Source organism: Nonomuraea sp. NPDC002799, assembly GCF_053592075.1.
This window is the reverse complement of sequence record NZ_JBSFVA010000004.1, coordinates 191,501-218,131: the sequence shown is the minus strand read 5'-3', so window position 1 is coordinate 218,131 and position 26,631 is coordinate 191,501. Positions and strand designations below refer to the sequence as shown.

General features: G+C 71.2%; 26 protein-coding genes. 18 read left to right on the top strand and 8 right to left on the bottom strand.

What is annotated here, in order from left to right:
- The first annotated feature begins 25 nt into the window (after window positions 1–25).
- The gene (locus ACWD0F_RS10365) at window positions 26–853 is read left to right on the top strand and encodes a hypothetical protein (protein ID WP_449873915.1); all 828 of its coding nucleotides are present in this window, start codon (window positions 26–28) and stop codon (window positions 851–853) included.
- Window positions 854–866: 13 nt separating this feature from the next.
- On the opposite strand, the gene ACWD0F_RS10360 is transcribed toward ACWD0F_RS10365, so the two are convergent.
- On the bottom strand, window positions 867–1,367 hold the full coding sequence (locus ACWD0F_RS10360) for an Lrp/AsnC family transcriptional regulator (RefSeq protein ID WP_449873913.1): 501 nt from the start codon (window positions 1,365–1,367) through the stop codon (window positions 867–869).
- 119 nt (window positions 1,368–1,486) lie between these two features.
- Between ACWD0F_RS10360 and pdhA the strand changes: the two genes are divergently transcribed.
- The 3 genes from pdhA to ACWD0F_RS10345 are packed head-to-tail and all read left to right on the top strand — an operon-like array spanning window position 1,487 to window position 4,873.
- On the top strand, window positions 1,487–2,587 hold the full coding sequence (pdhA, locus tag ACWD0F_RS10355; protein ID WP_449873911.1) for a pyruvate dehydrogenase (acetyl-transferring) E1 component subunit alpha: 1,101 nt from the start codon (window positions 1,487–1,489) through the stop codon (window positions 2,585–2,587).
- Between the two features lies 1 nt (window position 2,588).
- Window positions 2,589–3,605, top strand: coding sequence for an alpha-ketoacid dehydrogenase subunit beta (locus tag ACWD0F_RS10350; RefSeq protein WP_449873909.1), 1,017 nt, complete (start codon window positions 2,589–2,591; stop codon window positions 3,603–3,605).
- Entirely contained in the window at window positions 3,599–4,873 is a 1,275-nt protein-coding gene (locus ACWD0F_RS10345; protein ID WP_449873907.1) for a dihydrolipoamide acetyltransferase family protein, read from the top strand. Before ACWD0F_RS10350 ends, ACWD0F_RS10345 begins: the two co-directional genes overlap by 7 nt.
- Window positions 4,874–4,939: 66 nt before the next feature.
- Here ACWD0F_RS10345 and ACWD0F_RS10340 read toward each other — a convergent pair whose 3' ends face one another.
- On the bottom strand, window positions 4,940–5,326 hold the full coding sequence (locus ACWD0F_RS10340; protein ID WP_449873905.1) for a DoxX family protein: 387 nt from the start codon (window positions 5,324–5,326) through the stop codon (window positions 4,940–4,942).
- A 463-nt stretch (window positions 5,327–5,789) separates the two neighbouring features.
- Here ACWD0F_RS10340 and ACWD0F_RS10335 point away from each other — a divergent pair, with 463 nt between their 5' ends.
- Complete coding sequence (locus tag ACWD0F_RS10335) at window positions 5,790–7,100, top strand: hypothetical protein (RefSeq protein ID WP_449873903.1); 1,311 nt, start codon at window positions 5,790–5,792, stop codon at window positions 7,098–7,100.
- Window positions 7,101–7,266: 166 nt separating this feature from the next.
- On the opposite strand, the gene ACWD0F_RS10330 is transcribed toward ACWD0F_RS10335, so the two are convergent.
- Complete coding sequence (locus ACWD0F_RS10330) at window positions 7,267–7,857, bottom strand: helix-turn-helix domain-containing protein (protein ID WP_449873901.1); 591 nt, start codon at window positions 7,855–7,857, stop codon at window positions 7,267–7,269.
- Between the two features lie 47 nt (window positions 7,858–7,904).
- Between ACWD0F_RS10330 and ACWD0F_RS10325 the strand changes: the two genes are divergently transcribed.
- From ACWD0F_RS10325 to ACWD0F_RS10295, 7 genes are all read left to right on the top strand, one after another.
- Window positions 7,905–8,747, top strand: coding sequence for a class I SAM-dependent methyltransferase (locus ACWD0F_RS10325; protein WP_449873899.1), 843 nt, complete (start codon window positions 7,905–7,907; stop codon window positions 8,745–8,747).
- 216 nt (window positions 8,748–8,963) lie between these two features.
- Window positions 8,964–9,122, top strand: a complete 159-nt coding sequence (locus ACWD0F_RS10320) for a hypothetical protein (RefSeq protein WP_449873897.1) — start codon at window positions 8,964–8,966, stop codon at window positions 9,120–9,122.
- A gap of 101 nt (window positions 9,123–9,223) precedes the next feature.
- Window positions 9,224–11,431 carry a B12-binding domain-containing radical SAM protein gene (locus ACWD0F_RS10315; RefSeq protein ID WP_449873895.1) on the top strand — a complete coding sequence of 736 codons (2,208 nt, stop codon included), beginning with the start codon at window positions 9,224–9,226 and terminating at the stop codon, window positions 11,429–11,431.
- Window positions 11,428–12,426: a multinuclear nonheme iron-dependent oxidase gene (locus tag ACWD0F_RS10310; RefSeq protein ID WP_449873894.1), complete on the top strand. Its 999-nt coding sequence runs from the start codon at window positions 11,428–11,430 to the stop codon at window positions 12,424–12,426. The genes ACWD0F_RS10315 and ACWD0F_RS10310 overlap by 4 nt, the downstream gene beginning before the upstream one ends.
- The gene (locus ACWD0F_RS10305; RefSeq protein ID WP_449873892.1) at window positions 12,423–13,238 is read left to right on the top strand and encodes a hypothetical protein; all 816 of its coding nucleotides are present in this window, start codon (window positions 12,423–12,425) and stop codon (window positions 13,236–13,238) included. Before ACWD0F_RS10310 ends, ACWD0F_RS10305 begins: the two co-directional genes overlap by 4 nt.
- A 33-nt stretch (window positions 13,239–13,271) precedes the next feature.
- Complete coding sequence (locus tag ACWD0F_RS10300) at window positions 13,272–15,215, top strand: RiPP maturation radical SAM C-methyltransferase (RefSeq protein WP_449873890.1); 1,944 nt, start codon at window positions 13,272–13,274, stop codon at window positions 15,213–15,215.
- Window positions 15,212–15,877 (top strand): DUF5825 family protein, encoded by a 666-nt coding sequence (locus ACWD0F_RS10295; RefSeq protein ID WP_449873889.1) that lies wholly within the window; start codon window positions 15,212–15,214, stop codon window positions 15,875–15,877. Before ACWD0F_RS10300 ends, ACWD0F_RS10295 begins: the two co-directional genes overlap by 4 nt.
- 16 nt (window positions 15,878–15,893) lie before the next feature.
- Here ACWD0F_RS10295 and ACWD0F_RS10290 read toward each other — a convergent pair whose 3' ends face one another.
- Window positions 15,894–16,691 (bottom strand): Stf0 family sulfotransferase, encoded by a 798-nt coding sequence (locus ACWD0F_RS10290; protein WP_449873887.1) that lies wholly within the window; start codon window positions 16,689–16,691, stop codon window positions 15,894–15,896.
- 236 nt (window positions 16,692–16,927) lie between these two features.
- Between ACWD0F_RS10290 and ACWD0F_RS10285 the strand changes: the two genes are divergently transcribed.
- From ACWD0F_RS10285 to ACWD0F_RS10275, 3 genes are read left to right on the top strand one after another with little or no spacing between them, the layout of a single operon-like run.
- Window positions 16,928–17,587, top strand: a complete 660-nt coding sequence (locus ACWD0F_RS10285) for an SDR family NAD(P)-dependent oxidoreductase (RefSeq protein WP_449873885.1) — start codon at window positions 16,928–16,930, stop codon at window positions 17,585–17,587.
- Window positions 17,584–17,970 (top strand): nuclear transport factor 2 family protein, encoded by a 387-nt coding sequence (locus ACWD0F_RS10280; protein ID WP_449873883.1) that lies wholly within the window; start codon window positions 17,584–17,586, stop codon window positions 17,968–17,970. Before ACWD0F_RS10285 ends, ACWD0F_RS10280 begins: the two co-directional genes overlap by 4 nt.
- Before the next feature lie 17 nt (window positions 17,971–17,987).
- Entirely contained in the window at window positions 17,988–18,620 is a 633-nt protein-coding gene (locus ACWD0F_RS10275) for a pyridoxamine 5'-phosphate oxidase family protein (RefSeq protein ID WP_449873881.1), read from the top strand.
- 20 nt (window positions 18,621–18,640) lie between these two features.
- On the opposite strand, the gene ACWD0F_RS10270 is transcribed toward ACWD0F_RS10275, so the two are convergent.
- Window positions 18,641–19,678 (bottom strand): NAD(P)-dependent alcohol dehydrogenase, encoded by a 1,038-nt coding sequence (locus ACWD0F_RS10270; protein ID WP_449873879.1) that lies wholly within the window; start codon window positions 19,676–19,678, stop codon window positions 18,641–18,643.
- Between the two features lie 97 nt (window positions 19,679–19,775).
- On the opposite strand from ACWD0F_RS10270, the gene ACWD0F_RS10265 reads away from it, so the two are divergent.
- Entirely contained in the window at window positions 19,776–20,363 is a 588-nt protein-coding gene (locus ACWD0F_RS10265; RefSeq protein ID WP_449873877.1) for a TetR family transcriptional regulator, read from the top strand.
- Here the strand turns inward: ACWD0F_RS10265 and ACWD0F_RS10260 are convergent.
- Window positions 20,338–21,543 carry an FAD-dependent monooxygenase gene (locus tag ACWD0F_RS10260; RefSeq protein WP_449873875.1) on the bottom strand — a complete coding sequence of 402 codons (1,206 nt, stop codon included), beginning with the start codon at window positions 21,541–21,543 and terminating at the stop codon, window positions 20,338–20,340. The two genes, ACWD0F_RS10265 and ACWD0F_RS10260, sit on opposite strands and share 26 nt — an antisense overlap.
- A 100-nt stretch (window positions 21,544–21,643) precedes the next feature.
- Here ACWD0F_RS10260 and ACWD0F_RS10255 point away from each other — a divergent pair, with 100 nt between their 5' ends.
- Window positions 21,644–22,321, top strand: a complete 678-nt coding sequence (locus ACWD0F_RS10255) for a TetR/AcrR family transcriptional regulator (RefSeq protein ID WP_449873873.1) — start codon at window positions 21,644–21,646, stop codon at window positions 22,319–22,321.
- A gap of 66 nt (window positions 22,322–22,387) precedes the next feature.
- Here the strand turns inward: ACWD0F_RS10255 and ACWD0F_RS10250 are convergent, their stop codons facing one another.
- On the bottom strand, window positions 22,388–23,578 hold the full coding sequence (locus ACWD0F_RS10250; RefSeq protein ID WP_449873871.1) for an NAD(P)/FAD-dependent oxidoreductase: 1,191 nt from the start codon (window positions 23,576–23,578) through the stop codon (window positions 22,388–22,390).
- A gap of 88 nt (window positions 23,579–23,666) precedes the next feature.
- Between ACWD0F_RS10250 and ACWD0F_RS10245 the strand changes: the two genes are divergently transcribed.
- Complete coding sequence (locus ACWD0F_RS10245) at window positions 23,667–26,189, top strand: LuxR C-terminal-related transcriptional regulator (protein ID WP_449873870.1); 2,523 nt, start codon at window positions 23,667–23,669, stop codon at window positions 26,187–26,189.
- Between the two features lie 25 nt (window positions 26,190–26,214).
- Here the strand turns inward: ACWD0F_RS10245 and ACWD0F_RS10240 are convergent, their stop codons facing one another.
- Window positions 26,215–26,625, bottom strand: coding sequence for a VOC family protein (locus tag ACWD0F_RS10240; RefSeq protein ID WP_449873868.1), 411 nt, complete (start codon window positions 26,623–26,625; stop codon window positions 26,215–26,217).
- Window positions 26,626–26,631: the final 6 nt, after the last annotated feature.

Below are 26,631 nucleotides of genomic sequence, written 5' to 3'. Positions count from 1 at the left end.
GCGCAGCAAGCGGGAGAAACAAGACGTGAGCCGGCGAACGAGAACGTTGCCCGTCATCCTGGGCGTGGCGCTGGCGGCGGTTTCCGTCGCTGTCCCGCCCGCCGCCGCGGCCGGTCGCGGCGATCCGGTCGCCGCGCTGAAACGTCAGCTCAACGGCCCTGGCGGAGTACGCATCGTCACGAGTAGTACGGCCCGCTCCCCCTCGGAGAACTTCGGGTACACCTTCAAAGCACGCGCCATCTACGAGTTCCGTGACGGCAAGGTCGTGGCCATCGACTTCACCGTTCCGAAATCCGCGTCGGACGACGGCCAGCGCATCATCGAGTTTCCCGACCGCGGTTACAACTGGCAGCAGGATCCCCCCGACTACCTGCCCATAGGCAAGTCCTGGATCGTGGGCAACAAACGCAGAGATCTCTACCTGCAGTGCGACCAGATGGTGCTGAGCGACCCAGCCACCCTGCGGCACCTCCTGGGCACCACTACGGCCAAACGCGGCGGCGGCACCTATGACGGCACCCGCACCACCCTCTACGAGGGCACGACCACGATCGGCGCCCTGTACAAGCTGAATCCGCGCCTGCGCGTCAACAGCTATCTCGACAAGCCCACGGGACCGCACGCCGGTTACGCCAAGCTGCCCGTGCGCTGGCGATTGTGGATCGGCCGCGACCTGCTGGTACGCCGCTGCCAGACCAGATACGACGAACCTGTCGCGTTGTATGACACCAAGAACCGCACCTTCCGGACCGCCGATGTGCGGCTCTCCGGCTGGGGCCAGGCGATCAGCATCAAGCCGCCACCCGCCGATCAGGTGGCCACCGTCGATGAGCTCGTCTTCTCGGACGACTAGCGAGGCGACGCGCTCAACGTCCCCACTGCGCGCCCCGGCCCCGTGCCTCGTCGAACACCAGCCACGTGCGGGTGGCCCGTACGCCGGAGATGTCCTGGATGCGCTCCAGCACCACGTGCCGGAGCACCTCGTTGTCCGGCGTCCTGACCAGGGCCAGGACGTCGTAGTCACCGCCGACCAGCGCGAAGTGGTCGACGTAGGGGACGTCCTGGAGCTGGGCCGAGACCGCGCGCCAGGAGTTCTGCTCGATGGTCATCGAGACGTACGCGCTGGTGCCCAGGCCCACCTTCTGCGGCGCGAGCTCGACGGTGAACCCCGTGATCACGCCGTCGTCCGTCAGGCGGGTGATCCGGGCGTAGGCGTTGGCCCGTGAGATGTGCACGCGCTCGGCGAGCGTGCGCACCGAGATCCGGCCGTCGCGCAGCAACTCGTCGATGATCGCGCGGTCCACGGCGTCCACCCGGCCGGCCGAACGTCCCGGCCAGCCGCCGTCAATTCCGTCGTGGGACGACATATGGCCCTCCCAGGCCCATATTTGGACCACTTGCCACGCATTATCCTCCGTGTCTTGAACGGATGGTTGGCTAGACAGACGCTTTTTGTGGCACATGTCCGCAGAAAGTGAGCGTCGCCATGTCCGTGAGGACACCCCGCGTCGACGACCTGCTCCCCTCCCCCGCCCCCATCCGTTTCGTCGCCGAAGACGGCACCGCCGCCGAGCCGCCCGCCGGATATCCCCCGCCCGGGGACGAGCAGGTGCTGGCGGCCTACCGCCAGATGGTGCTGGGCCGCCGGTTCGACCGTCAGGCGACCGCGCTGACCCGGCAGGGCCGGCTCGCCGTGTACCCGTCCAGCCGTGGGCAGGAGGCCTGCCAGGTCGGCGGGGTGCTCGCGCTCCGCGCGGACGACTGGCTGTTCCCGACCTACCGCGACTCGGTGGCCCTGATCTGCCGCGGCATCGATCCCGTCGAGGCCCTCACGCTGCTGCGGGGCGGCTGGCACTGCGGCTACGACCCCGCCGCCACGCGGGTCGCGCCCCAGTGCACCCCGCTGGCCACGCAGACGGTCCACGCGGTCGGCCTGGCCGAGGCCCTGCGCCGCAAGGGCGGGGACGAGGTCGTGCTGGCCTTCGTCGGCGACGGCGGCACCAGCGAGGGCGACTTCCACGAGGCGCTCAACTTCGCCGCGGTGCTCCGCGCCCCCGTGGTCTTCTTCGTGCAGAACAACGGGTACGCGATCTCGGTGCCGCTGGCCAGGCAGAGCGCGGCTCCGGCGCTCGCGTACAAGGGGGTCGGGTACGGCGTCCGCTCCGAGCAGGTGGACGGCAACGACGTCGTCGCGGTGTTGGCGGTGCTCACCGAGGCGGTACGGCGGGCACGGGCGGGCGGCGGCCCGTTCCTGGTGGAGGCGCACACGTACCGCATGGACCCGCACACCAACGCCGACGACGCCACCCGCTACCGGACGGCCGAGGAGGTCGAGCGGTGGGCGGCGGCCGACCCCCTGGCCCGGCTGGAGACCTATCTGCGCGGCCGGGACCTGCTCGACGACGAGGCCGTCGCCGCGGCGCGCGAGGCGGCCGAGGAGTTCGCCGCACGCGTCCGCGACCGGATGGGCGCCGACCCGGAGGTGAACCCGTTGGAGCTGTTCGACCACGTCTTCGCCGAGCCCACACCCCAGCTGCGTGCGCAACGCGCCCTGCTGGCGGCCGAGCTGGCCGTGAGGGAGGACTGACATGACCGCGACGACGATGGCGCAGGCGCTGAACACCGCGCTGCGGGACACGCTGCGCGCGGACGAGCGGGTGCTCGTCTTCGGCGAGGACGTCGGCCCGCTGGGCGGCGTCTTCCGCATCACCGACGGGCTGACCGAGGAGTTCGGCGAGGCACGGTGTTTCGACACCCCGCTGGCCGAGGCCGGGATCGTCGGCCTGGCCGTGGGCATGGCGATGGGCGGCTTCCGCCCGGTGGTGGAGATGCAGTTCGACGCCTTCGCCTATCCGGCGTTCGAGCAGATCGCCTCGCATGTGGCCAAATTGCGCAACCGCACGCGCGGGCTGCTGGCGTTGCCCCTGGTGATCCGCATCCCCTTCGCCGGGGGCATCGGCGGTGTCGAGCACCACTGCGACTCCAGCGAGGCGTACTACGCCCACACCCCCGGCCTGAAGGTCGTCACCCCGGCGACGCCGGACGACGCCTACTGGCTGCTGCGCGACGCCGTCGCCGACCCCGATCCGGTGATCTTCATGGAGCCCAAGCGCCTGTACTGGTCCACGGACGAGGTCTCGCTCGGGAGCCGGCGCGCCGCCGCATTCGGGCAGGCGGCGGTACGGCGTCAGGGCCGTGACGCGACGCTGGTCGCGTACGGGCCCAGCGTCCCCGTGACCCTCCAGGCCGCCGAGGTCGCCGCCCGGGACGGCCTCGACCTGGAGGTGGTGGACCTGCGGAGCATCGTCCCGTTCGACGACGAGACCGTCGCCTCCTCGGTGCGCAGGACCGGTCGCTGCGTGGTGGTCCAGGAGGCCCAGGGATTCGCCGGGGTGGGGGCGGAGATCGCGGCGCGGGTCCAGGAACGCTGCTTCCACTCGCTGGCCGCCCCCGTGCTGCGCGTCGCGGGCTTCGACATCCCCTACCCGCCGCCGAAACTGGAGCACGCGTACCTGCCGGACGTCGACCGGATCCTCGACGCGGTGGACCGGCTCCAGTTCGACGACGAGCCCGACCTGCGCCACCTGGTCAGGCAGGCATGGTGACGGCCTCCGGGCTCCGGCGGGTGTTCCACCTGCCCGACCTCGGCGAGGGACTGACCGAGGCCGAGATCCTCGAATGGAAGGTCGCGGCCGGCGACACGGTCGAGGTGGACCAGATCGTGGTGGAGGTCGAGACCGCCAAGGCGGCCGTGGAGGTGCCGGTCCCGTACGCGGGGACCGTGCTGCGGCTGCACGCGGCGGCGGGCGCCGTCCTGCCGGTGGGCGCGGCGCTCATCGAGGTCGGCCCCCAGGACGCCGCCGACGAGGACCCCGCCGCCATCGAGGTCGGCCCCCGTGACGCCGCCGCCCGTTACCGGGAGGAGGAGCAGGCCGGCTCCGGCAACGTGCTGATCGGCTACGGCACCGGCCGCCCGCCCGGTGCCCGTGGCCGCCGCCGCACACCCCCGCCGGCACCGGACCCGCCCGTTGCGGGGCCTGCGGCCCAGGTGCCGCAGGTGATCTCCCCGCTCGTCCGCAGGATCGCGCGCGAGCACGGGGTCGACCTCGCCGCCGTCGCCCCGAGCGGGCCACGCGGCGTGATCCTGCGCCGCGACGTCGAGCGAGCCATCACCGAAGCCCCCGTGGAGCGCGTTCCGCTGCGCGGGCTGCGCCGGGCGGTGGCCGAGAAGGTCAGCCGCAGCCGCCGCGAGATCCCGGACGCCACCACCTGGGTGGACGTCGACGCCACCGGCCTGCTCGCCGCCGTGAGCACGCTGCGCCAGGCGTACCCTGACACCGGCCTCGGGCTGCTGGCGCTGCTGGCCCGCATCTGCGTGGCCGGCCTGCTGCGCTTCCCCGAGCTGAACTCCTCCGTCGACACCGGCCGCGCTGAGATCATCCGGTACGCCCACGTCAACCTGGGCTTCGCCGCGCGGACCGACCGTGGCCTGGTGGTGCCGGTGGTGCGGGACGCGCACCTGATGACGACCTGCCGGCTCGCCGCCGAGCTGACCCGGCTCACCGGCCTCGCCCGCTCGGGCGCGCTGCCTCCCGAGGCACTGACCGGGGGCACCTTCACGCTCAACAACTACGGGGTCTTCGGCGTGGACGGCTCCGTCTCGATCATCAACCACCCCGAGGCCGCGCTCCTCGGCGTCGGGCGCATCATCGACCGGCCCTGGGTGGTCGGCGACGCCGTCGTGCCCCGCAAGGTGACCCAGTTGTCCCTGACCTTCGACCACCGCGTCTGTGACGGCGGCGCGGCCGGCGGTTTCCTGCGCCACGTGGCCGACTGCGTGGAGAACCCGGCGATCCTGCTCGCCCACGCGTAGCGGCCCGCACCGTGGCGTCCGGCACCGGCCCCGTTCGACCGGCGAAGGCGGCCGTCTTCGAGGGGATCAGCGCGTCGTGTCCAGCACCAGGGCGGGATCGAGCGCGAGGGTGGCGACCGCCAGGCCGAGGAACACGATCGCCAGGTAGAACTGGGGCGAGAAGTCGCTGACGCGCAGGTGGGTGTAGAGGGCGCACACGAAGTACAGGATGAGGCCCGTCGCGGCGGCCGTGCCGATGAGCGGCACGCCGAGCAGCCCGAGCGCCAGCCCCAGCGCGCCCAGCGCCTTGAGGGCGCCGATCGGCCAGACCAGCCACGACCGTGGCACGCCGGCCCGGGCGAGCGAGGGGCCGAGGGTTCGCATGATCGGTGCGAGCCTGGTCATGGCGGCGACCCCGGAGAAGGTGTTGAAGGCGATGGTCACCAGGGCGGTGACGACGTAGGCGGTGGACATGGGGGTTTCATCCGTTCCGGAAGGCGGCGGGATGGGCCACCCCGCCGGCGTAGGTGCGTGCGGGGGTTCTCCGTGAGGACGGTCACGGTGTGCCTCCCTTTGTCCTGTCGACTGCTGAGAGTCCGGCGGAGACGGAAGTGTGACGTCCTCCCGGAAGAAGCGCGGGCGGCTTTTCGCGGCGGCCACGGTGCGGGGAGAGCTGCCGACGGCCTGCTCACGGTGCGACGGTCGGTGGGAGTGCACTCACACGGTGGCGCCCGCGACGCGGCGAGAGTTGTCCTTCAAGCCTGGTCCGGCCGAGCGCGCCGGCGGGCGGCGAAACAATCCAGGCGGGAGGGGAGAGCCAACGGTAGATCCTGCTTGATCCAGATTTGCGGCGACCCTGAGCATCTCAGGAAGCGGGCGGGTAGGAGGCCTGTTGCGGAGGGCCGGGTGCGCTTCGGCCCTGCCGAGGGGGGTCGGCGTGGAGAACACAGCACCGCAGGAGACTAGTCGGCTAACTGCCGGTGGGCGGCACAGAGTCGTTGTCAGTCTGATGATGGCGGGCCTGCTCACGAGCGCGATCATATTCGGCTGGATCGGAGGAGAGGACCTCAGCGGCGCGTTGACTTTTACCGGGCGCGTGACCGGAGGAATTCTCTTCTTGGCCGCGCTGACCATGTTCGCCGCAGCGATGGCCGTGGTCGACTACTGGGGCGGACGGCGGCGCAAATGGTCGGGCACCATCCTGGTATTGGGGACTTTCGCCGCGTTCGCCGCGAACCTCATGATGTTGATCGTGCAGATCCAAGGTCGCGATGTCGCGCCTTTCCTGGCGTGCTGGCTGATTCTTCTCGCGTGGAGCGGCTGGGCATTCTTCAAACTCTGCCGCCAGGGCATCTGGCGCGATCTGCCGCATCCGCGAGGGCTTGCAGCGGGGGTTACTTTCACGACTGTCGCCGTGGCCGGCAACTTCATATACACCCAAATGTACCTGCCTCACATGAGTCCGACAAAGGTAGATCTCACTACCAGTTTCGGCAAGCCGCTGATCCATTCGAAAGGCGATCGAGTCTACCTGCCATTGACCATTAGCTTCAAAAATACCGGCGACGTCGAAATTTACATAGTGAGCATCATGTACTCAGTTTGGGGAGTATCCGAAGACTATGCCGCAAAACCGAGGGCCGTTGAGGACCACTTTCGAGACCTTGGCGCAGACGGATTGAGGCTGGACAGATTCGCCAACATCAAAAAGTATGAGCTTCTCAGTACAGGCGTGAATCATCTAGGTCCAGGTAATTGGTTCAGTCCAGGAGATAGCCATGTCACGGAGAGGCTGATAACACTACCTAAAAATGGCCTGCACGACGTGATCGAGACCAAAGCGGAAATGTATGTCATCCGCAAAGACAGAGCAAAAGTCCAGGCCCCACCGGAGCCTTATTTCTCCGGGGCCACCGAGAGAGGGCGGGCTCCTTCTTGGCTACTTGAAGATCAGCCCAAAAACACTTATCTCATGAGGTATGACCTGCCCATCGAGCAGCCTACTAAGCTGCTCGAGCTAACACGCGATTCCAAACAGATCACAGTGTGGTGGCGGCTTACGCCTGGCGACGACACTTTCCCCGCCGATACATATCTCTATTCGAGACTTAGCACTTCCGGCGAGGAATCACACGAAGACAGTGACGACGAAGAGGTAGATGATCAAGTCGATCAATACGGTTTCATAAGCATAATCGGTTCGTCGGTTGCGACGACCATCGCGACAGGGACGGGTCCTGTTAATTAGCCTCGATCTTTCACGATCTTGATCTGGTCGGTTGAAAGGTTCGACTGAAGGTTGATTTCCTGCTGTGGTCAGCGTGGGCGCCGGGGGTGGGCGGGGGGCCGCTGCCGGACGGCGGCCGATCACGCGGCGGGCCGGCGTACATGCCCGGCGGGCCGGTGTGCGTGGCCTAGTGTCGCGGGGCGTCGCCGGAGGTGTGCAGGTGGGTGCGTTCTCCGTCGTGGTCGAGGATGGTGAGGATCTCCACGGGACCCTCGTGGGCGCCGATGGCATGCGGGGTCATGGTCGAGAACTCCGCCGCGTCGCCCGCCTGAACCAGGATGGTGCGCTCGCCCAGGTGCAGGCGGGCCGTGCCGGACAGCACGATGAACCACTCGCGGCCCGGGTGCACCCGCAGGCTCCCGGCGTCGGTGGGCCAGTCAGCGGTGATGCGCAACTTCGCGACGGTCACGCCGTTGAGCGAGCGTTCGCGGGACAGGAGCCAGCTCGTCAGCCCGGGTGCGTGCGAGGGCTGCGGCCGGATCACCACGTCCTCGTCGTCGGCGGACTCGACGAGCTGGTCGAGGGTGGTGTCGAGCGCATGGGCGATCGGGACCAACTGGTCGAGGGCGATCCGGCGGTGCCCGGTCTCGATGCGGCTCAGGTTGGACGGGCTCAGGTGGCAGCGGGCCGCGAGGGTGTCCAGGGACCAGCCGCGCGCCAGTCGCAGGCCCCGGATGCGCTGCCGGATCACGCTGTCCAGGTCCACTTTTTGCGTCATAGGCAAGAGTGTATGTCCCATGCGCATGGGTCCTTTAGCGTGAAGTCATGACAAAGCACGCACATCACCACCACGTTGCCGCCGATCACGAAACGGCACTGGCGGACAAGCTGGACCTGGACGCGAAGGTGCTCGGCGCCTACCTGGACGAGATGACCGGCTGGGTGCGACAGCACGCTCCCGGGTCGCCGAGGAAGGTCGTCGACGTGGGCGCCGGAACCGGCACCGGCAGCCTGGCGCTGGCACGGCGCTTCACGACGGCTGAGATCGTCGCGATCGACCGGTCGGCCGTGCTGCTCGACCGTCTCCGCGCGGCGGTGCGGGGGCAGGGACTGGACGATCGGCTGCGCGTCGTACCGGCGGACCTGGACGTCGCCTGGCCCGCGGTCGACGCTGTCGACGTCGCGTGGGCGGCCTCGTCGCTGCACCACGTCGCCGACCCGGACCGGGTGCTGCGCGACATCCGCGCGGCGCTGAACCCCGGCGGTCTGCTGGTGGTCATCGAGATGGACGCGCTGCCGCGCTTCCTGCCCGACGACATCGGCCTGGGCCGCCCCGGCCTGGAGGCACGCTGCCACGAGGCGGCGGCGCGGGCGGGCTGGAACGCGCACCCGGACTGGCGCCCCCACCTGGAGCGGGCCGGGTTCGAGCCGGCCGAGCAGCGCAGGTTCGCCATCGACGCGAGCCCGGCGCCGCCGAGCACCGGCCACTACGCCCACAGCGTCCTGAACGGCTTCCGCTCCGGCATCGCCGAGCACCTGGCCGACGACGACCTCGCCACGCTCGACCGCCTGCTGACCGGCGACCACCCCGACGCCCTCCTGAACCGCCCCGACCTGACGGTACGCGGCAGCCGCACCGCCTGGGCGGCCCGCCGGCCCGCCGCCTGAACGCCTTGTTCCGGCCGCGCCGGTGCGACTCCGCGAAGTAATACAGGTCATGCCATAAATGAATATTTCGCTCCTTTCACGAGACCATTATCGCTATTCGCGCTATTGACTCGATGAATCGCGTGGTTATCGTGGAACGAGTCAAGGGCGCAGTTCATCCGGCGACCGCCGTGGGGACCGCCATGACTGCCGGCAGTTTCCCCATGAGGAGGGACCATGGCCGCAGTGCATCCCGAGAAGCTCATCGACGACGAATTCACCGAGCTGGACCAGCTCGAAGTGATCGAGTCCAGTGAGCTCAAGCTCAGCGGGTCCTACCACTCCTACACCTACAAAGCGGCGGAGGACACCGGCGACCTGCCCGTCAGAGCCTGACGCGGTTGCCGGCCCGGGGCCGTCCGGCGATCTCGGCTCGGGCGGTCCGCCGTATTCGCGCGCGCCGGATCAAGCGTCCGGTCCGGCCGAGGAGGTTGATCGTGCCGTCCGGGCAGGAGGCAGGCGGCGAACGTGCCGACGTCCTGCTCATCTTTCCGCCGCAGACCGAGGCCAGGTTCTTCCCCTATCTGAGCCTGCCCTACCTGACCGGTCATCTTCGGCGGCGCGGGCGGCGCGTCCATCAGGCGGACCTGAACATCGCCCTGCTGCATGACCTGCTGCGGCACCCGGAGCTGCTCAGCGAGGTGGTGCGCGGCGACGTGACGCACGACGAGACGGTACGCGGCGACATGCGGAGCGGCGACGTACCGGCGGGCGGCGATGTACGAGGCGGCGATGTACGGGGCGGGCGGGCGGACGCCGGAGCGGGTGCCTGGTATCGGGAGGCGATGGCCGACGCCGTCGCCCGGCACGCCGGCGAGCTCCGTGCGCACGTCCTGCGGAAGGAGCCGCCAGGGGAGCTGGGCCCGGTCCGTGCGGTGCGCCTGGCCCACCACGGGATCGAGCTGCTCGTACGCGACACGTTCCTCGTCCGGACCTGGCGGGACCTGACCCGGCTCGATGACGCGGCGCGGCAGGCCGCCCGGTTGCCGCCCGCCGCGTCCGGGGTCGCGGTCGAGCGGCTGTACGGCATGGTCGAGGCGCTGCTGGCCCGGCATCGGCCGCGCGTGGTCGGCCTGTCCGTGGCGTTCTTCAGTCAGCTCGCCCCCGCGCTGCTCGTCGCCGCCTGGGTGCGGCGGCTGCGGCCGGACGCTCAGGTCTGCCTCGGCGGCCAGCAGGTGATGATCCGGCACGAGGAGCTGATGCGGCTTCCCGGCGTCCTGGGCGCGGTGGACGCGCTGTGCTGGACCGCCGGTGAGCAGCCGCTCGAACGCTGGCTGGACGCGCTGGACGGCGACGCCCCGATGACCGCGGTGCCCGGCATGACCTGGCTCTCGCGCGACGCGCCGACCCACCGGTCCGAGCAGCCGGTCACGCTGCGCTTTCACGACCTCGGGCCGCCCGACTTCACCGGGCTGCCGTTCCGGTCCTACCTCAACGAGACCATGGAAGCCGCGATCGTGTCGTGCGTGGGCTGCTACTGGGGCCGATGCGCGTTCTGCTCGTACGGCAACCGGTCCCTCGCGCCGGGCGCGTACCAGCAGGGGACGGTGCGCCAGATCGCCGACGCCGTACAGACGGTGGTCCGCGACACCGGCGCGGCCTTCGTGGCGATCTCCGACGAGAACACCAACCTGCGGCTGATCGTGAAGGCCATGCGCGAGGTCCGCGACCGCGGCGTCAAGGTGGGGTTCGGCGTGCGGAGCAGGCTGGACGCCACTCTGGCCGATCCGGCGTTCTGCCGGAGCCTGGCCGAGGCCGGCTGCGAGCTGATGTCGGTCGGCTATGAGGGCAACGCGCAACGCCTGCTTGATCTGATGGACAGGGGCGTGCGGGCGGCCGACTACCAGCGGATCGTCGAGAACGTCGCGGCGGCGGGCATCGTCCTGCGGTTCTCCGTGATGGGTCACCTCTTCGACGAGACCCAGGCGGAGTTCGAGGAGTCCTTGCGGTTCCTCGAAGCGAACCAGGAACGGATCGGCATCGACGCGCTGGAGCTGATGGTGTCCGAGCCCGGCAGCCGGCTCGCGCAGGATCCGGACGGCTTCGGCCTCTCGCTGGACACCTCGGGCGTGCTGGCCGGCAATCCGGAGCTCAGTTACCTTTCCGGACGGGTCGGACACCCCCTGACGGTGCCGGGCGGCCCGACCAGGGGGCAGGCGCTCGACCGCCTGGTACGCGTCTTTCACACGGTCCGGCCGGGCCAGGCCACTGCCATCCTGCCGCGGCGCCCCACCTCCGCCGCCGAGCCGCAGCCGGTCGCGGCCGTCCGGCCGTATCCCTGGGTACGGACTGTTCCCGCCGGCGTCGACGTGGCCGGGGCCCCGGGCGATGGGCGGATCGTGGTCGCCGACCTGGTCTGGGAGCGGTTCTACGCGCTGCCGCGCCGCCACGTGGAGCAGCGCCCCGACGGCGTGCTCGGGGCGCGCACCGCCCACGGGCGGCGGCTGCTGGCCCGCCTGGTCGAGGCGACGGCGGGCACGGAGCATCGGGAATCGCCGGCGGGCACGGAACAGCCGGAGACCCCAGCGGGCACAGAGCCTCGGGAGACACCGGCAAGCACGGAGCACCCGGAGACCCCGGCAAGCACGGAGCGTTCGGTGACGTCGGTGGGCACCGGCGGCGAACCTGTCAGGAGGCCGATATGACGCTCGGAACCAGGCAGGCGAGCGAGCCGGTCGGAACCGGCCAGGACCGGATGGGGTTCGGCCTCCTCATGGACATGCCGTGGGGCGGCGGGTCGCTGGGCCGGCGAGGCGTCGGGTTCATGGAGACGGACGACGGCGGGGACATCACCCCACGGGTACGCGCCTTCGCCCAGCGGCACGGCGGCGACTTCGCGTACGCGGCCTTCGCCTACCAGCCGCGCTCGCGCGCGACCCCCCGGGTGACCGAGCACGTCCGCGCCTACGACCGCTTCTTCGCCGCGCTGCCCGCCGGGCTCGGCCGGGCCTTCCATCAGACCGAGTTCAACATGGGCACACCGGAGCGCTACGACCGGCGGCCCGCGGCGGAGTTCATCAACGAACTCGCGGCACGTTACGGATTCCGCTGGGTGGTCGAGGATCTCGGCATCTGGAACCTGCGCGGGTACCCGCTGCCCTACCCGCTGCCGCCGCCGCTGACCGAGCCGGGCCTGGAGATCGCCACGAGGAACGTGGCCGAGACGGCCGGGCTCCTGGACCTGCCGCTGCACGTCGAATTCCCCGGGTTCACCGAAGGCGGGTCGTTCGTGCTCGGCCACCTCGACGCGTTCGCGTACTTCGCGCGGCTGGCCGACGACGCCGACGTACGGGTGACGCTCGACGTGGGGCATCTGCTCAGCTACCAGTGGCTGCGCGGGCGCACCGGCCGCGCCATGTTCGACGACATCGAGGCGCTGCCGCTGGAGCGTTGCCGCGAGTTGCATCTGTCCGGCTGCCAGATCGTTGGGGGCAAGTTCCGCGACCTGCATCACGGGGTGCTGCTGGACGAGCAGCTCGAACTCACCGCGTACCTGCTGCCGCGCTGCCCGAACCTGCTCGGCGTGACCTACGAGGACCCGATGTTCCGCGACGACGGCCGGCTGGTCGAGAAGTCGAGGCGGAACTACGGCCGGCTCAAGGCGCTGGTCGACGCGTGGCGGAACAAGGCGGCACAGTGAGCAGCCCGGCAAGCGGTCCAGCGAGCGGTGTGGCGGGCGAGGTGGCGGGCGGCGCGGCGGGGCGGTCTCTCGACGGTGAAGGGCTCGCCGACCTGATCATGCGGCTGCTGCTCGACGGGCGGCTGCGGGAGCGGCTCGCCGCCGAGGGCGCCGTGGCCGTGGCCGCGAACGCCGGCGAGCTGGAGTGCCTGGAGACGATCGACCACGACGAGCTCGACGCCGCCGCGCGCCGGTTCCGGTCGGCCATCTGGCGGCTCGGCGCGCGGGGCAGCCTGGGGTCCGCGTTCCCGTTCAGTCTGCGCCTGCTCGCGGCGGCCGGGATCGGCGAATCGGAGCTGCTCGACGGCTTCCTGGGATCGCCGCGGTTCGGCCGGTTCCGGCTGATCCCGTACTCGGGGCCCGGGTTGTCGGTGGAGGAGGCGTTCGCGGCGTTCCTGCTCGACCTGGCCGGGGAGCGGGGGACGCCGCTCCCCGGCGCCGCGATCCTGCGGGAGACCGTGGTCCACGAGTTGATGATCAATCTGTTCGCCGCGCTGGCCTGCGAGCAGCCGCTGTCGTTCGTCATCGAGAGCGAGGGGATCGTCAGGACGGGCCGCGGTCATGCCGCCCTGCGCCGGTACGCGCCGGCCGCCCTCGCCTCCTGGGGCGAGGCGCCGGCGGGCGGCGGCACCGTGCCGTACGCGTACTTCGCCACGCCTGCGGGGGTCACCCGCGGCGTGGTGTCCGAGCGGGTGGCCGCCGCGTTCGCGGCCGTTCCGACAGCAGAGAGCCAGGCGGCACGTGACGCGCTGTCCCGGCGCGGCCTGTGGTGACCTGGTACGACCTGGAGATGAGGGGCAAGGCCCATGCACATCGTGTTGGTGGACATGCCGTGGTCGACGATCGACGCGCCGTCGCTCTCGCTCGGCGTCCTCAAACGCCGGGTCCTCGACGTGTTCCCCGACGACCACGTGGACGTCGTGCACGCCAACCTCGACTACATCGACTGGGTGGACGCCCACGTCGGCTTCTCCTTCGAGGAGTACGACACCTTCGTGAGCTCCTACTTCTCCGGCCACAGCGAGTGGATCTTCTCGGCGGCGCTGAACGAGCGGCCCCGGTGGAGGGTGGCGGAGTACGCCGAGTTCCTCGGTGGCAGCGTGCCGGAGCCGATGCTCGCCAAGGCGACGGAGCTCCACGAGCTCGCGCCGCTGTTCATCGAGGAGACCGCCGCCCGGATCGTGGCCATGGCGCCGGACGTGGTCGGGTTCACCGCCACCTTCGCGCAGAACGCCGCGGCCCTGGCGACGGCGCGCGCGATCAAGGCGCGGGCGCCGGAGATCGTCACGGTGTTGGGGGGCGCGAACTGCGAGGGGCCGCAGGGCGCGGCGATGCACCGGAACTTCCCGTTCGTCGATTTCGTGGTGCGCGGTGAGGGCGAGCTGGCCTTCCCCCGCCTGCTGACCGCGATCCGCGCCGAGGCCGGGAGCGCGCGTGATGTCAGCGGGATCGCCGGTCTGTGCTGGCGCGGGCCGCTGGGCGAGTCCGTCACGAACGCGGTGGAGGCCCGCCCGCTGCCGCCCGGCGCGCTCGTCCCGCCCGACTTCGGCGACTACTTCGAGCGGCACGCGAGGTCCGTCGCGGGCGCGTGGGTGGAGCCGCGGCTCACCGTGGAGGGGTCGCGCGGCTGCTGGTGGGGCGAGAAGCACCACTGCACGTTCTGCGGGCTGAACGGCTCGCTCATGCAGTTCCGCAGCAAGGATCCCGGCACCTTCGTCGAGGAGATCCTCACCCTGGTCGAACGGCATCGCATCCTCGACATATGGGTGACCGACAACATCCTCGACATGGCCTACCTGAGCTCGATGGCCCCGCGCCTCCAGGAGTCCGGCTACGACCTGCGGATCGGCTACGAGATCAAGGCGAACCTGCGCCGCGACCAGCTGGAGATCCTGCGCGCGGCTGGCATCGGCTACGTGCAGCCGGGGGTGGAGAACCTCAGCAGCCAGGTGCTCACGCTGATGGACAAGGGGGTGAGCGGCTGCCTGAACGTCCGGCTGCTGCGCGACGCCGAGACCGTCGGCATCAACCTGAACTGGAACTACCTCTACGGCTTCCCCGGCGAGTCCGAGGCCGACTACGACAACGTGATCGACCAGGCGCCCGCCCTGCACCACCTCATGCCGCCGTCGAACGCCACCCGGCTGAAGGTCGAGCGCTTCAGCCCCTACTTCGACCGGCCCGAGCTGGGTTTCGGTGAGCTCCGTCCGGCCGCGCACTACCGGCACATCTACGATCTTCCCGAAGCCGAGCTCGCCGACCTCGTCTACGTCTTCGACTCGCCGCACCGCGGCATCGGCGCGGACTGCCTCGACCGCCTGCGCGGGGCCGTCGCCGACTGGACGGACGCCTACCCGCGCAGCCGCCTGACCCACTGCGACCTCGGTGACCACATCGTCGTCGTCGACACCAGACCCGGCTTCTCCTGGCACGTGCTCGATCTCGCCGATCCGCTGGAGGTGACGGTGTTCCGCCTGCTCGACACGCCGCACAGCACGGCCGGTCTGGCGCGCAAGGCCGCGGCCGGGCACGAGGGCGTGACCGAGGACCGGATCGACGCGTTGCTCGCGCGCTGGCGTGTGCTCGGCCTGATCTTCTGCGACGCGGGCCAGGCGGTGCACGTCGCGCCGGCCGGCGCCAACCAGGACCTGATGCGTCTGGAGGGCGGGAACCTGGGCCGCGGCGAGCCGCTCGTACCGGCACTCGCCATCGCGGCGCCTCAGGCCGCGGTGACCGGGGCGTCCCGATGAGCACCCGCCCGGCCGAGGCCGGGCCGTCGGCTCTCGTCCCGATGACGTTGTGGAAGGACCGCGACCCGGCGGCCATGCGCGTCCGGGGCGTGTACGCGGGCCGCCTGAGCGTCGTCGGGAACCCCATGGAGACGGCGTCGCACCTGGCGGACGACAGGATCCAGCTCGCCCGCCTGGACGACCCGGTCGATCTGGAGGACGTGGACGGCGCCGTGGCGGTGGCCGCCCTCACCGTCATCCGCGAGCTGACCAGCCACGGCATCGCGGTGGACTGGACGATCCGCCTGCCGGCCGAAGCGGCGCACTGGCGGTCGCTGAGCCATCTCCACCCGCCGGCCGCCGTGTCCGCGGGGTCCGCGGGCGACGGCATCGCGGCCGAGTGGCGCGACTCCTTCCACATCGCGAAGTGCGGTTACCGGCTCGGCCCCGGCTTCATCGAGATCCGTGACCGCCGGTCGGGCACGTTCAGGCGGCTCGTCATCCGCAGCCCGCACCGCGAGGAGGCGATCGCGCCCCTGCTGCGCGGCATCCGGGCGGCGGCCCTTCCTGAGCAGGTGACCGAGCACTATCTGCGGGCGGACCTGCTGCACCGGGTGGGCGGGTTCGTGTGGTGGACGCCGTACCGGATCAGGCGCTGGCCGCTCAGCTCGACGATCCCGTGACGGTCCGCGCCGTAACTCAGCTCGACGCTTTCGTGACGGTCACTGCCGGAACGTCGTCGCCGTACCGGGCGCTGTCACGCTCGAACAGCTCCAGCCACCGTTCGGTGATCTCGCCCGCCTGGCGCTTGATGCCGGGCTCCGGCAGGGAGCCGGGCGGGTCGACGCCCAGGTGCCGCAGGCAACCGAGGAGGATCTGCGGATAGTCGGCGAGCAGGTCCTCGTAGAAGACGACGTGCGGCGCGGCGGCGCGGCGGCCGAAATACGCCTCCCACGACCTCGCCTCACGGTCGAGCCGCTTCAGGTGGTGGCGGATCTCGGCGTAGTCGTAGCGGGGCTCGGAAAGCGCCTGGCTGATCGACACATAGACCCCGTCCACGATCCAGACGCCGGTCTGCTCGGCCAGGACGTACGAGATGGCCTGCCGAAGGCCGTCCCTGCGCCGCAACCAGATGTAGCGGGGGGACATGAGGAGCTCGTCCAGGTCGACTTCGAGACTCAGCAGGTGCTCGCCGTGCACCTTGATGCCGAAGACGCCGTTCGGGCTGGTCCGGCAGGTCATCAGGCGACGTACGTAGTCCTGCGCCAGGCCGGCCGGATCGGCGGTGTCGAAGCCCCAGCGCTCGAAGTAGTCGAGGACGTGGGCGTCGGTGAGGTATCCGTCGGGGAACCCGGCCCGGCCGGTGTGCCAGAGCGCGCGCACGAGCATGTTGCTGCCGGAGCGGGGTGCCGCCGCCAGCACATAGCGAACGGGAGGCAGGCCGGCGAACGGGGGGAAGTCGAACTCCCGGCGGTTGGTCCGGACGAAAGGCGCCACAGTCCATACCTACCACCGCACCACTCGATGAGTCAGCCGCCGCTGTCGCGGGCGTCGCGGCGGGCGGCGAAGGCGAGTGACGCGGCGGCGATCCTCGGGCCACCGAGACCGGGGCGCGACCTTGAGTGTCGCACGCGGGGCCGGGCACCGGACGGCGCCCCTTCGTTTGACTCTCACATTGATGTGATGGCTTACCATCCCGCGTGTCGTAGATCGCGAAAGTGAGGAGTACGTCGATGTCAGGTGCTGTGATCATCGGTGCGGGTCCGGGGATCGGGCAGGCGGTGGCCCGCCGCCTCGCCAAGGAGGGGCTGCCGATCGCGTTGATCGCCAGGAGCGACCGGACGTTGCGTGCCGCGTACGAGGCGGTCGCCCCCAGTGGTGTCCCCGTCCTCACGCTGGAGGCCGACAGCACCGACCAGGCCGGGCTGAACGCCGCGCTCGACCAGGCCGCCGGCGCGCACGGCGAGCCGGACATCGTCGTGTACAACGCCGCGATCATCCAGGCGGACGCGCCGGGCGAGCTGTCGGTACGCGGTCACATGGAGTCCTGGGCGGTGAACGTGGTCGGCGCGCTCAACGCGGCGGCCCACGTCGCGCCCGCCATGGCGGCACGCGGGAAGGGAACGTTCCTCATCACGGGGGGCATGCCCGAGCCCAAACCGGAGTACGTGAGCCTCTCCCTGGGCAAGGCGGGCGTCCGGACCCTGGTCACGCTGCTCGACCAGGAATACGGACCCGCCGGCGTACACGTGGCGAGCGTCACCGTGGCCGGCCCGGTCGCCCCCGGCACCGACTTCGACCCGGACGACATCGCCGAGCACTACTGGCGGCTGCACACGCAGCCACGGCACGAGTGGCAGCAGGAGGCCCTGCACGCCGGCTCCGCGCGATGACCGCCGCCGAGGACGTGCTCACCGGGCTGCTCGACGCCTGGCGGCGGGCCTTCGACGGGCACCACCCGGCCGAGATGGCCGCCCTGTTCAGCGCGGGCGCGCACTTCCAGGGCATCAGCCCGCGACTGCGGCACGGCCCGGAGGAGGTCTTCGGGTATTACGACAGGGTCGTCCCCGGCACGACGGCGCGGGCCGAGGTGCTGTCCGCCGCCCTGCTGGGCCAGACGATCGTGCACGGGTTCGCGGATGTGACCTTCACCGCGCCCACCGGTGACGTCCACCCCGTGCGCCTGTCCATCGTGGCCGAACGGGCGGCGGACACCTGGCTCATCCACCAGTACCACGCCGCCACCCGCGAAAATCTCGACACGCCTTCTAGTTAGGCTTACCTTAGTTTGATGTGACTACTGATGAGTTCCGTACGGTGGGGACCGAGGCCGAGCTTCGGGAGATCGTGAAGGATCCGCCGCAGCCCATCTGGGACAAGGACATCGCCCGGATCGACGAGCACGCGCGTACGATCATCGCGCACTCGCCGTTCGTGCTGCTGGCCACCTCCCGCTCGGACGGGACCTGCGACATCTCGCCCCGCGGCGACCCCGCCGGATCGGTGCTGGTCCTCGACGACCACCGCCTGGTGCTCGCCGACCGGCCCGGCAACCAGCGGCTCGACAGTCTCCGCAACGTGCTGGACAATCCGCACGCCGGGCTGCTGTTCATCGTGCCGGGGATGAACGAGACCCTGCGCGTCAACGGCCGCGCGACGCTCGTGTCGGACGCGCCGTTCTTCGACGACCTCATGGTTCAGGGCAAGCGGCCCCGGCTGGCGCTCCTCATCGACGTCGAAGAGTTGTTCATGCACTGCTCGAAGGCGTTCCTGCGCTCGTCGTTGTGGAAGCCCGAGAGCTGGCCGGACCGTAAGAGCCTGCCCACGCTCGGCCGGATCGCCAAGGATCACCTGGGCATCAAGGGGGTGCCCGCGAAGGCGATCGACGCGGGGCTGGCGCTCGACGCCAAGATGAACCAGTACTGACTCCGGCGCCGACCGGCCGATCAGGACAGGTCGGACAGATCGAGCACGAAGCGGTAGCGGACGTCGTTGCGCTGGAGGCGGTCGAGGGCTTCGTTCACGCGCGCCGAGGGGAGCAGCTCGATGTCGGCGGTGATGCCGTGCTCGGCGCAGAAGTCCAGCAGGGCGGCGGTCGCGGGCCGGCCACCGCTGCCCGCGGAGCTGAGCTTCTTCCGCCCTACGAGCAGGTCGGTGGTCCGCACGGTGACGGGCCCGAGGTGCCCGACGTGGCTGAGTGTTCCGTCCATCGCGACGAGCCGCAGGTAGGGGCCGAGGTCGTGCGGGGCGGAGATGGTGTCGATGACCACGTCGAACCGGTCCCGGGCGCCGGCCATCCGTTCCGCGTCCGTGGAGACGATGAGGTCGTGGGCGCCGAGCCGGCGGGCGTCGTCGGCTTTGCCCGCCGAGCGGCTGATGACCGTGGTGCCGGCGCCGAGCGCCACGGCGAGCTTGACCGCGAGATGGCCCAGGCCGCCCAGTCCCGCCACGGCGACGCGGGTGCCCGGCCCCACGCCGAGTGAGTGCAGCGGCTCCCAGACGGTGATCCCGGCGCAGAGCAGCGGGGCCGCGGCGGCGGGGTCGAGGCCGGCGGGCAAGAGGTAGGCGAATCGGTCGCGGACCACGTATTCGCGGGCGTATCCCCCCAAGGTGGTCGATCCGTCATGGCGGTCGGTGCCGCCGTAGGTCAGGGTCGGGAACTCGTGGCAGAAGTTCTCCTGACCGGCCCGGCACATGGCGCACCCGCCGCACGAGTCGACGATGTTGCCGACCGCGACCGGGTCGCCGACGGTGAACCGGGTGACCTCGGGCCCCGCCTCGGTCACCACGCCCGTGAACTCATGGCCTGGCACCAGCGGCGTGGTCGTCTCGCCCGCGCGGACGGCGTGCAGATCGGTGTGGCAGACGCCGCAGTAGTCCACCCGGACCGCGATGTCGTCGGGACGCAGGTCGCGCCGTTCCAGAGACACCCGCCGCAACGTCGCCGCGGGACCGTCCGCCCGCCATCCCACCGTGGTTCTCATGCCGCACTCCTTTTAAACAGACTGTTCGGTCTTTTTGACCCTAGCCGGGTGCCCCCCGCAAAGCAAACCGACTGTTCTGTTTGATAGGCTGACCGGCATGGTCGACCAGCCACTGACCTCGCGCGGCGCCGCGACCCGCGGCCGCATCCTCGACGCGGCGACGAAGGAGTTCGCCGAGCACGGGATCGCCGGGGCGCGCATCGAGCGGATCGTGGCCGCGGCACGCACCAACAAGGCCCAGCTCTACGCCTACTTCGGCAACAAGGAAGGGCTGTTCGACGCCATCTTCTTCGGCTCGCTGGAGCGGATCGTCAACGTCGTCCCGATCGACGCCGCCGACCTCGCGGACTGGGCCGTGCGCCTCTACGACGAATACCTCCGCCGCCCCGACCTCATCCGCCTGGCCACCTGGGCCCGGCTGGAGCGGCGCCCCGCCGGTCACCTCGTCGAAGAGACCGGCCGGCTCGACGACCACAAGTTGCGGGCCATCGCCGAGGCGCAGGCCGCGGGCACCGTGATACCGGGCGACCCGTTCGACGTGATGGCCATGGTCATCGCCATGTCCATGGCCTGGTCGCCGGTCAGCAACGTCTACGCGGCGACCGCCGAGGAGCCCGCCGACCTGCACGAGCGGCGTCGCGCGCTGCTCCGCGAGAGCGTCAGACGCGCCGTGACGACCGCCTGAGATCCGCCGCGGGCGAGCGGGTGGGGGTGGTCGGCGGGCGGCGGAGGGCGGTTCGGAGCCGGGAGGCGGCGGCCATGGCCGGCCCCAGGCGGGTGGCCAGGTTGCGGGCCACGATGCCGCCACGGGTGGCCGGGACGATGAGCGACGCGGCCCGGCCGATGTTGCGCTGCTTGGGGTCCACGAGGAGCCGGTGCGCGGCTTCGTACCGGCTGAAGGCCGCCTGCGGGTCGCCGGGACTGGCGGACAGTTCCCCGGCGAGGGTGTACGCGCCCGCCATGGCCAGGGTGGAGCCGTCTCCGAACAGCGACACGCAGGACGCGGCGTCGCCGAGGAGCGCGACACGGCCGTTCCACCAGCGGGACAGGCGCACCTGGCTCACCGAGTCGAAGTAGAGGTCCTGGGCGGCGCGGACGCGTTCGAGCAACTCCGGCGCCCGCCAGCCCACCCCGGCGAACGCGGTGGCCAGCATCCGCTTGTGCTGCTCGGTGTCCCTGGGGTCGAAGCCGGGCTCGGCCGGGGAGCGGTAGAGAAAGAACGCCAGGTCGCCGCCGGGCGTGGGACTGACGGCGATCGCCTTGCCGGGGGCGTTGTGCATGACGACGTCGCGGCCACGCCCGGTCCCGCCGCCGAGTGGCGTGGTCGCGACGTAGAGGCCCATGTGGCGCACGTGCCCCTCCTCCGCCCCGAACGTCAGCCGGCGGGTGACCGAATGCAGGCCGTCCGCGCCGATCACCAGGTCGAAACGGCGGGGCGCGGCGCGCTCGAAGGTGACGTCGACGCCGCGACCGTCCTGGTGGAGGGTCGTGATGGAGTCGTCGAAGAGGTAGTCGGCGTCGTCGCGGCCGGCTTCGTACAGGATCGAGGCGAGGTCGCCGCGCGGCAGCTCGATCTCGCCGGCCCGCTGCTGGGCGCCCATGTCCATCCGGCCGGCGCGCCTGCCGCCGGCGTCGACGAAGCTGAGCCCGGCGTTGCCGGTGGCCGCCTGACGCAGCCGGGGGATGACGCCCATCCGTTCGGCGACGGTCAGGGCCGGGCCTCTGACGTCCACCGGGTTGCCGCTGGAGCGCAGCGTGCGGGCGCGTTCGACGACAGTGACCCGGAAGCCGGAACGGGCCAGCCAGTAGGCCAGCACCGGGCCGCCGACGCCGGCTCCGGAGATCAGCACAGTCCGCTCGTTCATGGCACACCTCAACATCTGGATGATTTTCCTCCACTTACCCGGATGCTAACATAACTGGAGGAAAAGCATCCACTAAGGATTCCGGCAGAGGGCGGCAGGCGTGACGAGCGAGATGGGCCGAGCACAGGGGGCGGCGGAACTACGCGCCGACGCGCGCCGCAACCGCGACCTGATCGTCACGGCCGCCGAGCGGTTGTTCCTGGAGCAGGGCGTCGACGTGGCGCTGGAGGAGGTGGCGCGCCAGGCGGGCGTCGGCATCGGCACGCTGTACCGTCGTTTTCCCGACCGGGCGGCGCTGCTCCACGCGGTCGGCGAGCGCACCCTGCGGCGCATCGCGGACCTGGCCGAGACCGCCTCGCGCGAGGAGCCCGGGGCTTGGGCGGCGCTCTGCCGCTTCCTGCGCGCCTGCACCGGGCTGCGGCTGGGCGAGTTGTCGTCCAAGCTCGACCCGCATCTGCATCAGGAGCTTCGTACCGGTCCCGACCTGCACGAGATCCGGCAGCGCGCCGTCGCCACGATCTTGCGCATGACGGAGGTGGCGCAGGCCGATGGCGACCTGCGCGCCGACATCGGCCCCGGCGACATCGCGCTGCTGATGACCCTGCACGTCTACACGCCGCCGAGCCTGCCCGGCGAGCAGGCCATGGCCCGGGTGACGGAGATCGTGCTGAACGGCCTGCGCGCCGGCCCGGCCTCCCCGCTCCCCGGAGCCCCCTACACCGCCACCGACCTGCGCCACTACACGGCCGTCGAGTCACCACAGGCGAGCGACCGCTAAGCCACCGTCCACAAGCGACCCTTCCCAAGCCACCGTTCACGAGCGACCGCTGATCCCCCCGGCCGCTCACGGACGCATGACCGCCCATAGGGCCCGGAAGACGGTGCCTGGGTTGAGTAACGCTTTCACCGGGGTGGCGCGCATCGAGAACAGGTAGACGCGGCGGCCGAGCTCCGGGTCGCGCAGGGCGGCTTTCGTGATCAGCCGCTGCACCGGGTTCGCCGGCCTCGCGCGGGCGTCCTGGCGGCCGATCCGGTCATGCGCCTCGATGAAGCGCAGTGCCCGCCGATAGCCCGCCAGCCCCGCGGCCGGATCGGAGCCGTCGCGCAGCGCCGCGGCCGTCGACTCCACCAGCCACTCGGCCGCCCGGAACGCCCAGCCGCAGCCGACTGCCGGGGTGGGGTCGCCCGTGATGGCCGCGTCGCCCACCAGCACCAGTCCGGGTCGCGGAACGGGGTCGCGCCGGACGCACGGGTAGTCGTTCGTGCCGATCACCTTGGAGACCCGTTCCGCCGAGGACAGGTCCGGCGCGTCGGGAAGCGCGGCGATGAACCGCTCCAGCGTGGCCGGCCGGTCGGCCTGGAAGTCGCCGAGCCGGGCCTTCGCGGGGAAGGCCACCAGCATGTGCAGGTCGTCGTCGGTGCGGATGAGGATGCCGACGTCCGGGTCCAGCGACCAGATCTGGTTCCCGCCGGGCCCGTTCGGCACGACTCCGCGATAGTAGGCCCACCAGCCGAAACGCTCGTTCGGCGCGACGTCGTCCGCGACGCCCGCGAGCCGGGCCACCGGGGACCTGTGCCCGTCGGCCGCCACGACCAGCCGCGCGTGGATCTCCTCGTCGCCGGCCCGCACGCCGGTGACCCGCCGCCCGGATTCCAGCAGCCCCGTCACGGTCCGGCCCAGCAGGAGATCGACACCCGGTGTCCCGGCCGCGAGCGTCCGCAGGAGCGGATCCAGTTTCTCCCTGCGCAGGCTGATGGCCTCGGGCAGGCCGGGCTCGGGCACGAACCAGCCGGCGGTGGTCCAGCGCGAGATGTGCCCGGTCGCGGCGCCCGCTTCGACCATGGCCTCCCAGAGGCCGGTCCGCCGCAACATCGGCTGGGTGCCCGCCAGCACGAAGTGCCCGCAGAGGGCCTTGTGCGTGGAGATGTTGTGGTGCTTCTCGATGAGCGCGACCCGCAGGCCCGCTCTGCCGTACAGGATCGCGGCCGTGCATCCGGCCACCCCCGCACCCACGATGACAACGTCGTACGTCATGGGACCACGGTGCGGCGGAGCGGCAGCCCGCGCATCAGTAGCCGATTACCGCATTCTCCCGAAACGTCATGCGCAGTACCCTCCCGCTATGAGCACCTGGCCACTGGTGGGCCGCGAGGGCGAGCTCGATCGCATAGTGGCGGTGATGACCGGACGGGCGCGCCCCGGCGTGGTGGTCGCCGGACCGGCCGGGATCGGCAAGAGCCGGCTGCTCGCCGAGGCCAGGACCAGGGCCGAGGCCGCCGGAGTCCCGGTGAGCTGGGTCTTCGCCACGCCTGGCGGGATCCCGCTGCTGCCTTTCGCCCACCTGCTCCCTCCCCAGGCGGCCGACGCCGAGCTCACCCGCACGCTGACGGCGGCGGCCGCCCGCATCGCGGGCTCGGGAGCGCTGGTGATCGACGACGCCCACCTGCTCGATCCGGCGTCCGCGGCTCTGGCCCGGCATCTTCTCGACGGCATGTCGGTCCCCGTGGTGATGGCCGTACGGGAGTCGGGTGGGTGGTGGCGCGACCTCGACCGCATCGCGCTGGAGGGACTGACCGAGGGCGAGGTCGCGGAGCTGCTCTCGGCCGCGCTCGGCGGCGGCCAGGTGGAGTCGGCGCTGCCCGCCCTGCTCCTGCGGCTGAGCGGCGGCAATCCCCTCCTGCTGCGCGAGCTCGTCGAGACCGCGACCTTCACCGAGATCGACGGCGTCTGGCGGCTCCTGCAGCCGATCTTCGAGGCCGCGAACCTGCCCGCCGTCATCGCCGCGCGCCTCGACCGGCTCGACCCCGCCGTACGGGCCGCGGCCGAGCTCGTCGCCCTCGCCGAGCCGGTCGGCGCGGCGATCCTGGAACGCCTGCTCGACGCCGAGGTGATCGCGGCGCTCGAATCCGAGCGCCTGCTCACCGCGCTTCCGGACCGCCGGCGCCAGCTCGTCGCGCTCGTCCACCCCCTGTACGGCGAGGCGCTGCGCGCCACCCTTCCCCCGCTGCGGGCCCGCGAGCATCGCCGCAGGCTCGCCGGCGCGGTCGAGGCCACCGGAGCACGCCGGCGGCGTGACCGGGTCAGGATCGCCGTGTGGCGAGTGGAAGCGGGTGTCCCCGCCGACGCCAGGCTGCTGCGCGAGGCGGCCAGGGAGGCGTCCGACGGGCTGCAGCACCAGCTCGCCGCGCGCCTGCTCCAGGCGGCGGTGGACGGCGACGGCTCGTTCGAGGCCCGGCTGGCGCTCGTCGCCGAGCTGCCCTATCTCGGGAAGGCGGAGCAGGCCGTCGAGCTGGCTCGTGCGCTGGAGTCGGCCGCGCCCGACGACGCCGCCCGCGCCGAGGCGCTCTCGGCGCGGGCACGCGTGCATCTGGTCCGCGGTCAGATCGACGAGGCCCGCCGGACGATGTCGTCGGCCGCGCGCACGACGGCCGACCCGCGGGTACGGCTGCGGCTGGAGGTGAGCCAGGCGGCGCAGGCGTTCGCGGTCGGGCACATCGACGAGTCGGTGACGACCGGAGATCGGCTGCTTCGGCGTCATCCGGCCGATCGCGAGATGCGTTCCCGGCTCGCGGTGTCACAGGTGCGTGCGCTCGCCTGCGCTGGACGCACCCGGGACGCGATGGACCTGGCCGGCTCCGTGCTCGAAACCGCTGACGGGCCGCGCGCGGAGCTCATCCGCATGGCCCTCCTCCAGGCCCTGGCGCTCGACGGGCAGATCGCGAAGGCGATCGAGCTCGGCCTGTCCGCCCTGGAAGGGGAGGCGGCGGGACGGGTCGCGACGTGGCGCGCCTATTGGGCGCACGATCTCGGGCAGGTGTTCCTGCTCTCGGGCCGCCCGGCCACCGCCCGCCGCTGGTTGCGGGAGGCGCTCGCCGTCATGCCGATCCACGGCATTCCGGCGAACCCGCAGATGTGGGGTCTGGACGCGCTGGCCGAGGCCGAATCCCTGCTCGGCGAGACGGAGCGGGCGGGCAGGGCGACGGAGCGGCTGCGCGCCGCCCTGCCCGACGGTTTCGCGGCGCCGCGCCGCAGCGGCTCCGTCTGGGCCCGGTACGCCGCAGGCGATCTCACGGCGGCGGTGGATCTCGCCCGCGGTCAGGCCGCGGAGCTGGAGCAGGTCGGTTCGATGCTGATGGCCTCGTGGGTGCTGCACGAAGCCGCGCGGCTGGGAGCCGCCGCCGCGGTCGTCGAAGATCTGCGGCGTCTGGCCGCGGCGAGCCAGAGCGCCCTCCAGCCGCTCATGGTCAGGAACGCCGCCGCCCTCGCCCGCCGGGACGCGGCCGCCCTCGACGACGTCTCCCGCGAGGCCGCCGCCACCGGCTGCGTGTTGTGGGCGGCCGAGGCGGCGGCCCAGGCGGGCCTGATCCATCGGGCCGAGGGCCGGCTCGGGTCGGCGCTGGCATCGTCGGCGCGCTTCGCGGAGCTGTTCGCGGTCTGCGAGGGCGCCCGCACGCCGGGCGTCCGCTCCCCTCCGGCGATTCTCACGCGCAGGGAGCACGAGGTCGCCGGGTTCGCGGCGCGCGGGCTGTCCGACCGGGAGATCGCCGTGCGTCTGCATCTGTCGGTCCGTACGGTCCACAGCCACCTGCACCGGATCTATCGCAAGCTGAACATCGAGCAGCGCGGCCAGCTTCCCGACGTCTGAGGGCGACCGGACGGGCCGCGACGCCTTACGCCTTGGCCTCCTGCTGGATCCGCACCATGTTGCCCGAGGGGTCGCGGAAGGCCGAGTCGCGCGGCCCCCAGGGCCGGTCGATGGGCTCCTGCAGCACCTCGGCGCCGGAGGCGCGTACCTGCTCGAAGGTGGCGTCGACGTCGTCGGTGCTGAAGACGATCATCGGCAGGGCGCCCTTGGTGAGCAGTTCGCGCAGGGTGTCGCCGTCGGCCTGGGAACGGCCGGCGTGCGGCTGCGAGAGCACGATCTCAAGGTCCGGCTGGGTGGGGCTGCCGAGGGTGACCCAGCGGAACTCGCCGGACGGGACGTCGTTGCGTACTTCGAGGCCGAGCGCGTCGCGGTAGAAGCCGAGCGACTCGTCCAGGTCGTTGACGGTGATGTGGCAGTACTGGAGTGCGATGGTCATGCCGCA

Coding starts and splice junctions, on each gene's coding strand:
- ACWD0F_RS10360 (WP_449873913.1), bottom strand. CDS start 1,367: ATGTCGTCCCACGACGGAATTGACGGCGGCTGGCCGGGACGTTCGGCC.
- pdhA (WP_449873911.1), top strand. CDS start 1,487: ATGTCCGTGAGGACACCCCGCGTCGACGACCTGCTCCCCTCCCCCGCC.
- ACWD0F_RS10350 (WP_449873909.1), top strand. CDS start 2,589: ATGACCGCGACGACGATGGCGCAGGCGCTGAACACCGCGCTGCGGGAC.
- ACWD0F_RS10345 (WP_449873907.1), top strand. CDS start 3,599: ATGGTGACGGCCTCCGGGCTCCGGCGGGTGTTCCACCTGCCCGACCTC.
- ACWD0F_RS10340 (WP_449873905.1), bottom strand. CDS start 5,326: ATGTCCACCGCCTACGTCGTCACCGCCCTGGTGACCATCGCCTTCAAC.
- ACWD0F_RS10330 (WP_449873901.1), bottom strand. CDS start 7,857: ATGACGCAAAAAGTGGACCTGGACAGCGTGATCCGGCAGCGCATCCGG.
- ACWD0F_RS10325 (WP_449873899.1), top strand. CDS start 7,905: ATGACAAAGCACGCACATCACCACCACGTTGCCGCCGATCACGAAACG.
- ACWD0F_RS10320 (WP_449873897.1), top strand. CDS start 8,964: ATGGCCGCAGTGCATCCCGAGAAGCTCATCGACGACGAATTCACCGAG.
- ACWD0F_RS10310 (WP_449873894.1), top strand. CDS start 11,428: ATGACGCTCGGAACCAGGCAGGCGAGCGAGCCGGTCGGAACCGGCCAG.
- ACWD0F_RS10300 (WP_449873890.1), top strand. CDS start 13,272: ATGCACATCGTGTTGGTGGACATGCCGTGGTCGACGATCGACGCGCCG.
- ACWD0F_RS10295 (WP_449873889.1), top strand. CDS start 15,212: ATGAGCACCCGCCCGGCCGAGGCCGGGCCGTCGGCTCTCGTCCCGATG.
- ACWD0F_RS10285 (WP_449873885.1), top strand. CDS start 16,928: ATGTCAGGTGCTGTGATCATCGGTGCGGGTCCGGGGATCGGGCAGGCG.
- ACWD0F_RS10280 (WP_449873883.1), top strand. CDS start 17,584: ATGACCGCCGCCGAGGACGTGCTCACCGGGCTGCTCGACGCCTGGCGG.
- ACWD0F_RS10270 (WP_449873879.1), bottom strand. CDS start 19,678: ATGAGAACCACGGTGGGATGGCGGGCGGACGGTCCCGCGGCGACGTTG.
- ACWD0F_RS10265 (WP_449873877.1), top strand. CDS start 19,776: ATGGTCGACCAGCCACTGACCTCGCGCGGCGCCGCGACCCGCGGCCGC.
- ACWD0F_RS10260 (WP_449873875.1), bottom strand. CDS start 21,543: ATGAACGAGCGGACTGTGCTGATCTCCGGAGCCGGCGTCGGCGGCCCG.
- ACWD0F_RS10250 (WP_449873871.1), bottom strand. CDS start 23,578: ATGACGTACGACGTTGTCATCGTGGGTGCGGGGGTGGCCGGATGCACG.
- ACWD0F_RS10245 (WP_449873870.1), top strand. CDS start 23,667: ATGAGCACCTGGCCACTGGTGGGCCGCGAGGGCGAGCTCGATCGCATA.
- ACWD0F_RS10240 (WP_449873868.1), bottom strand. CDS start 26,625: ATGACCATCGCACTCCAGTACTGCCACATCACCGTCAACGACCTGGAC.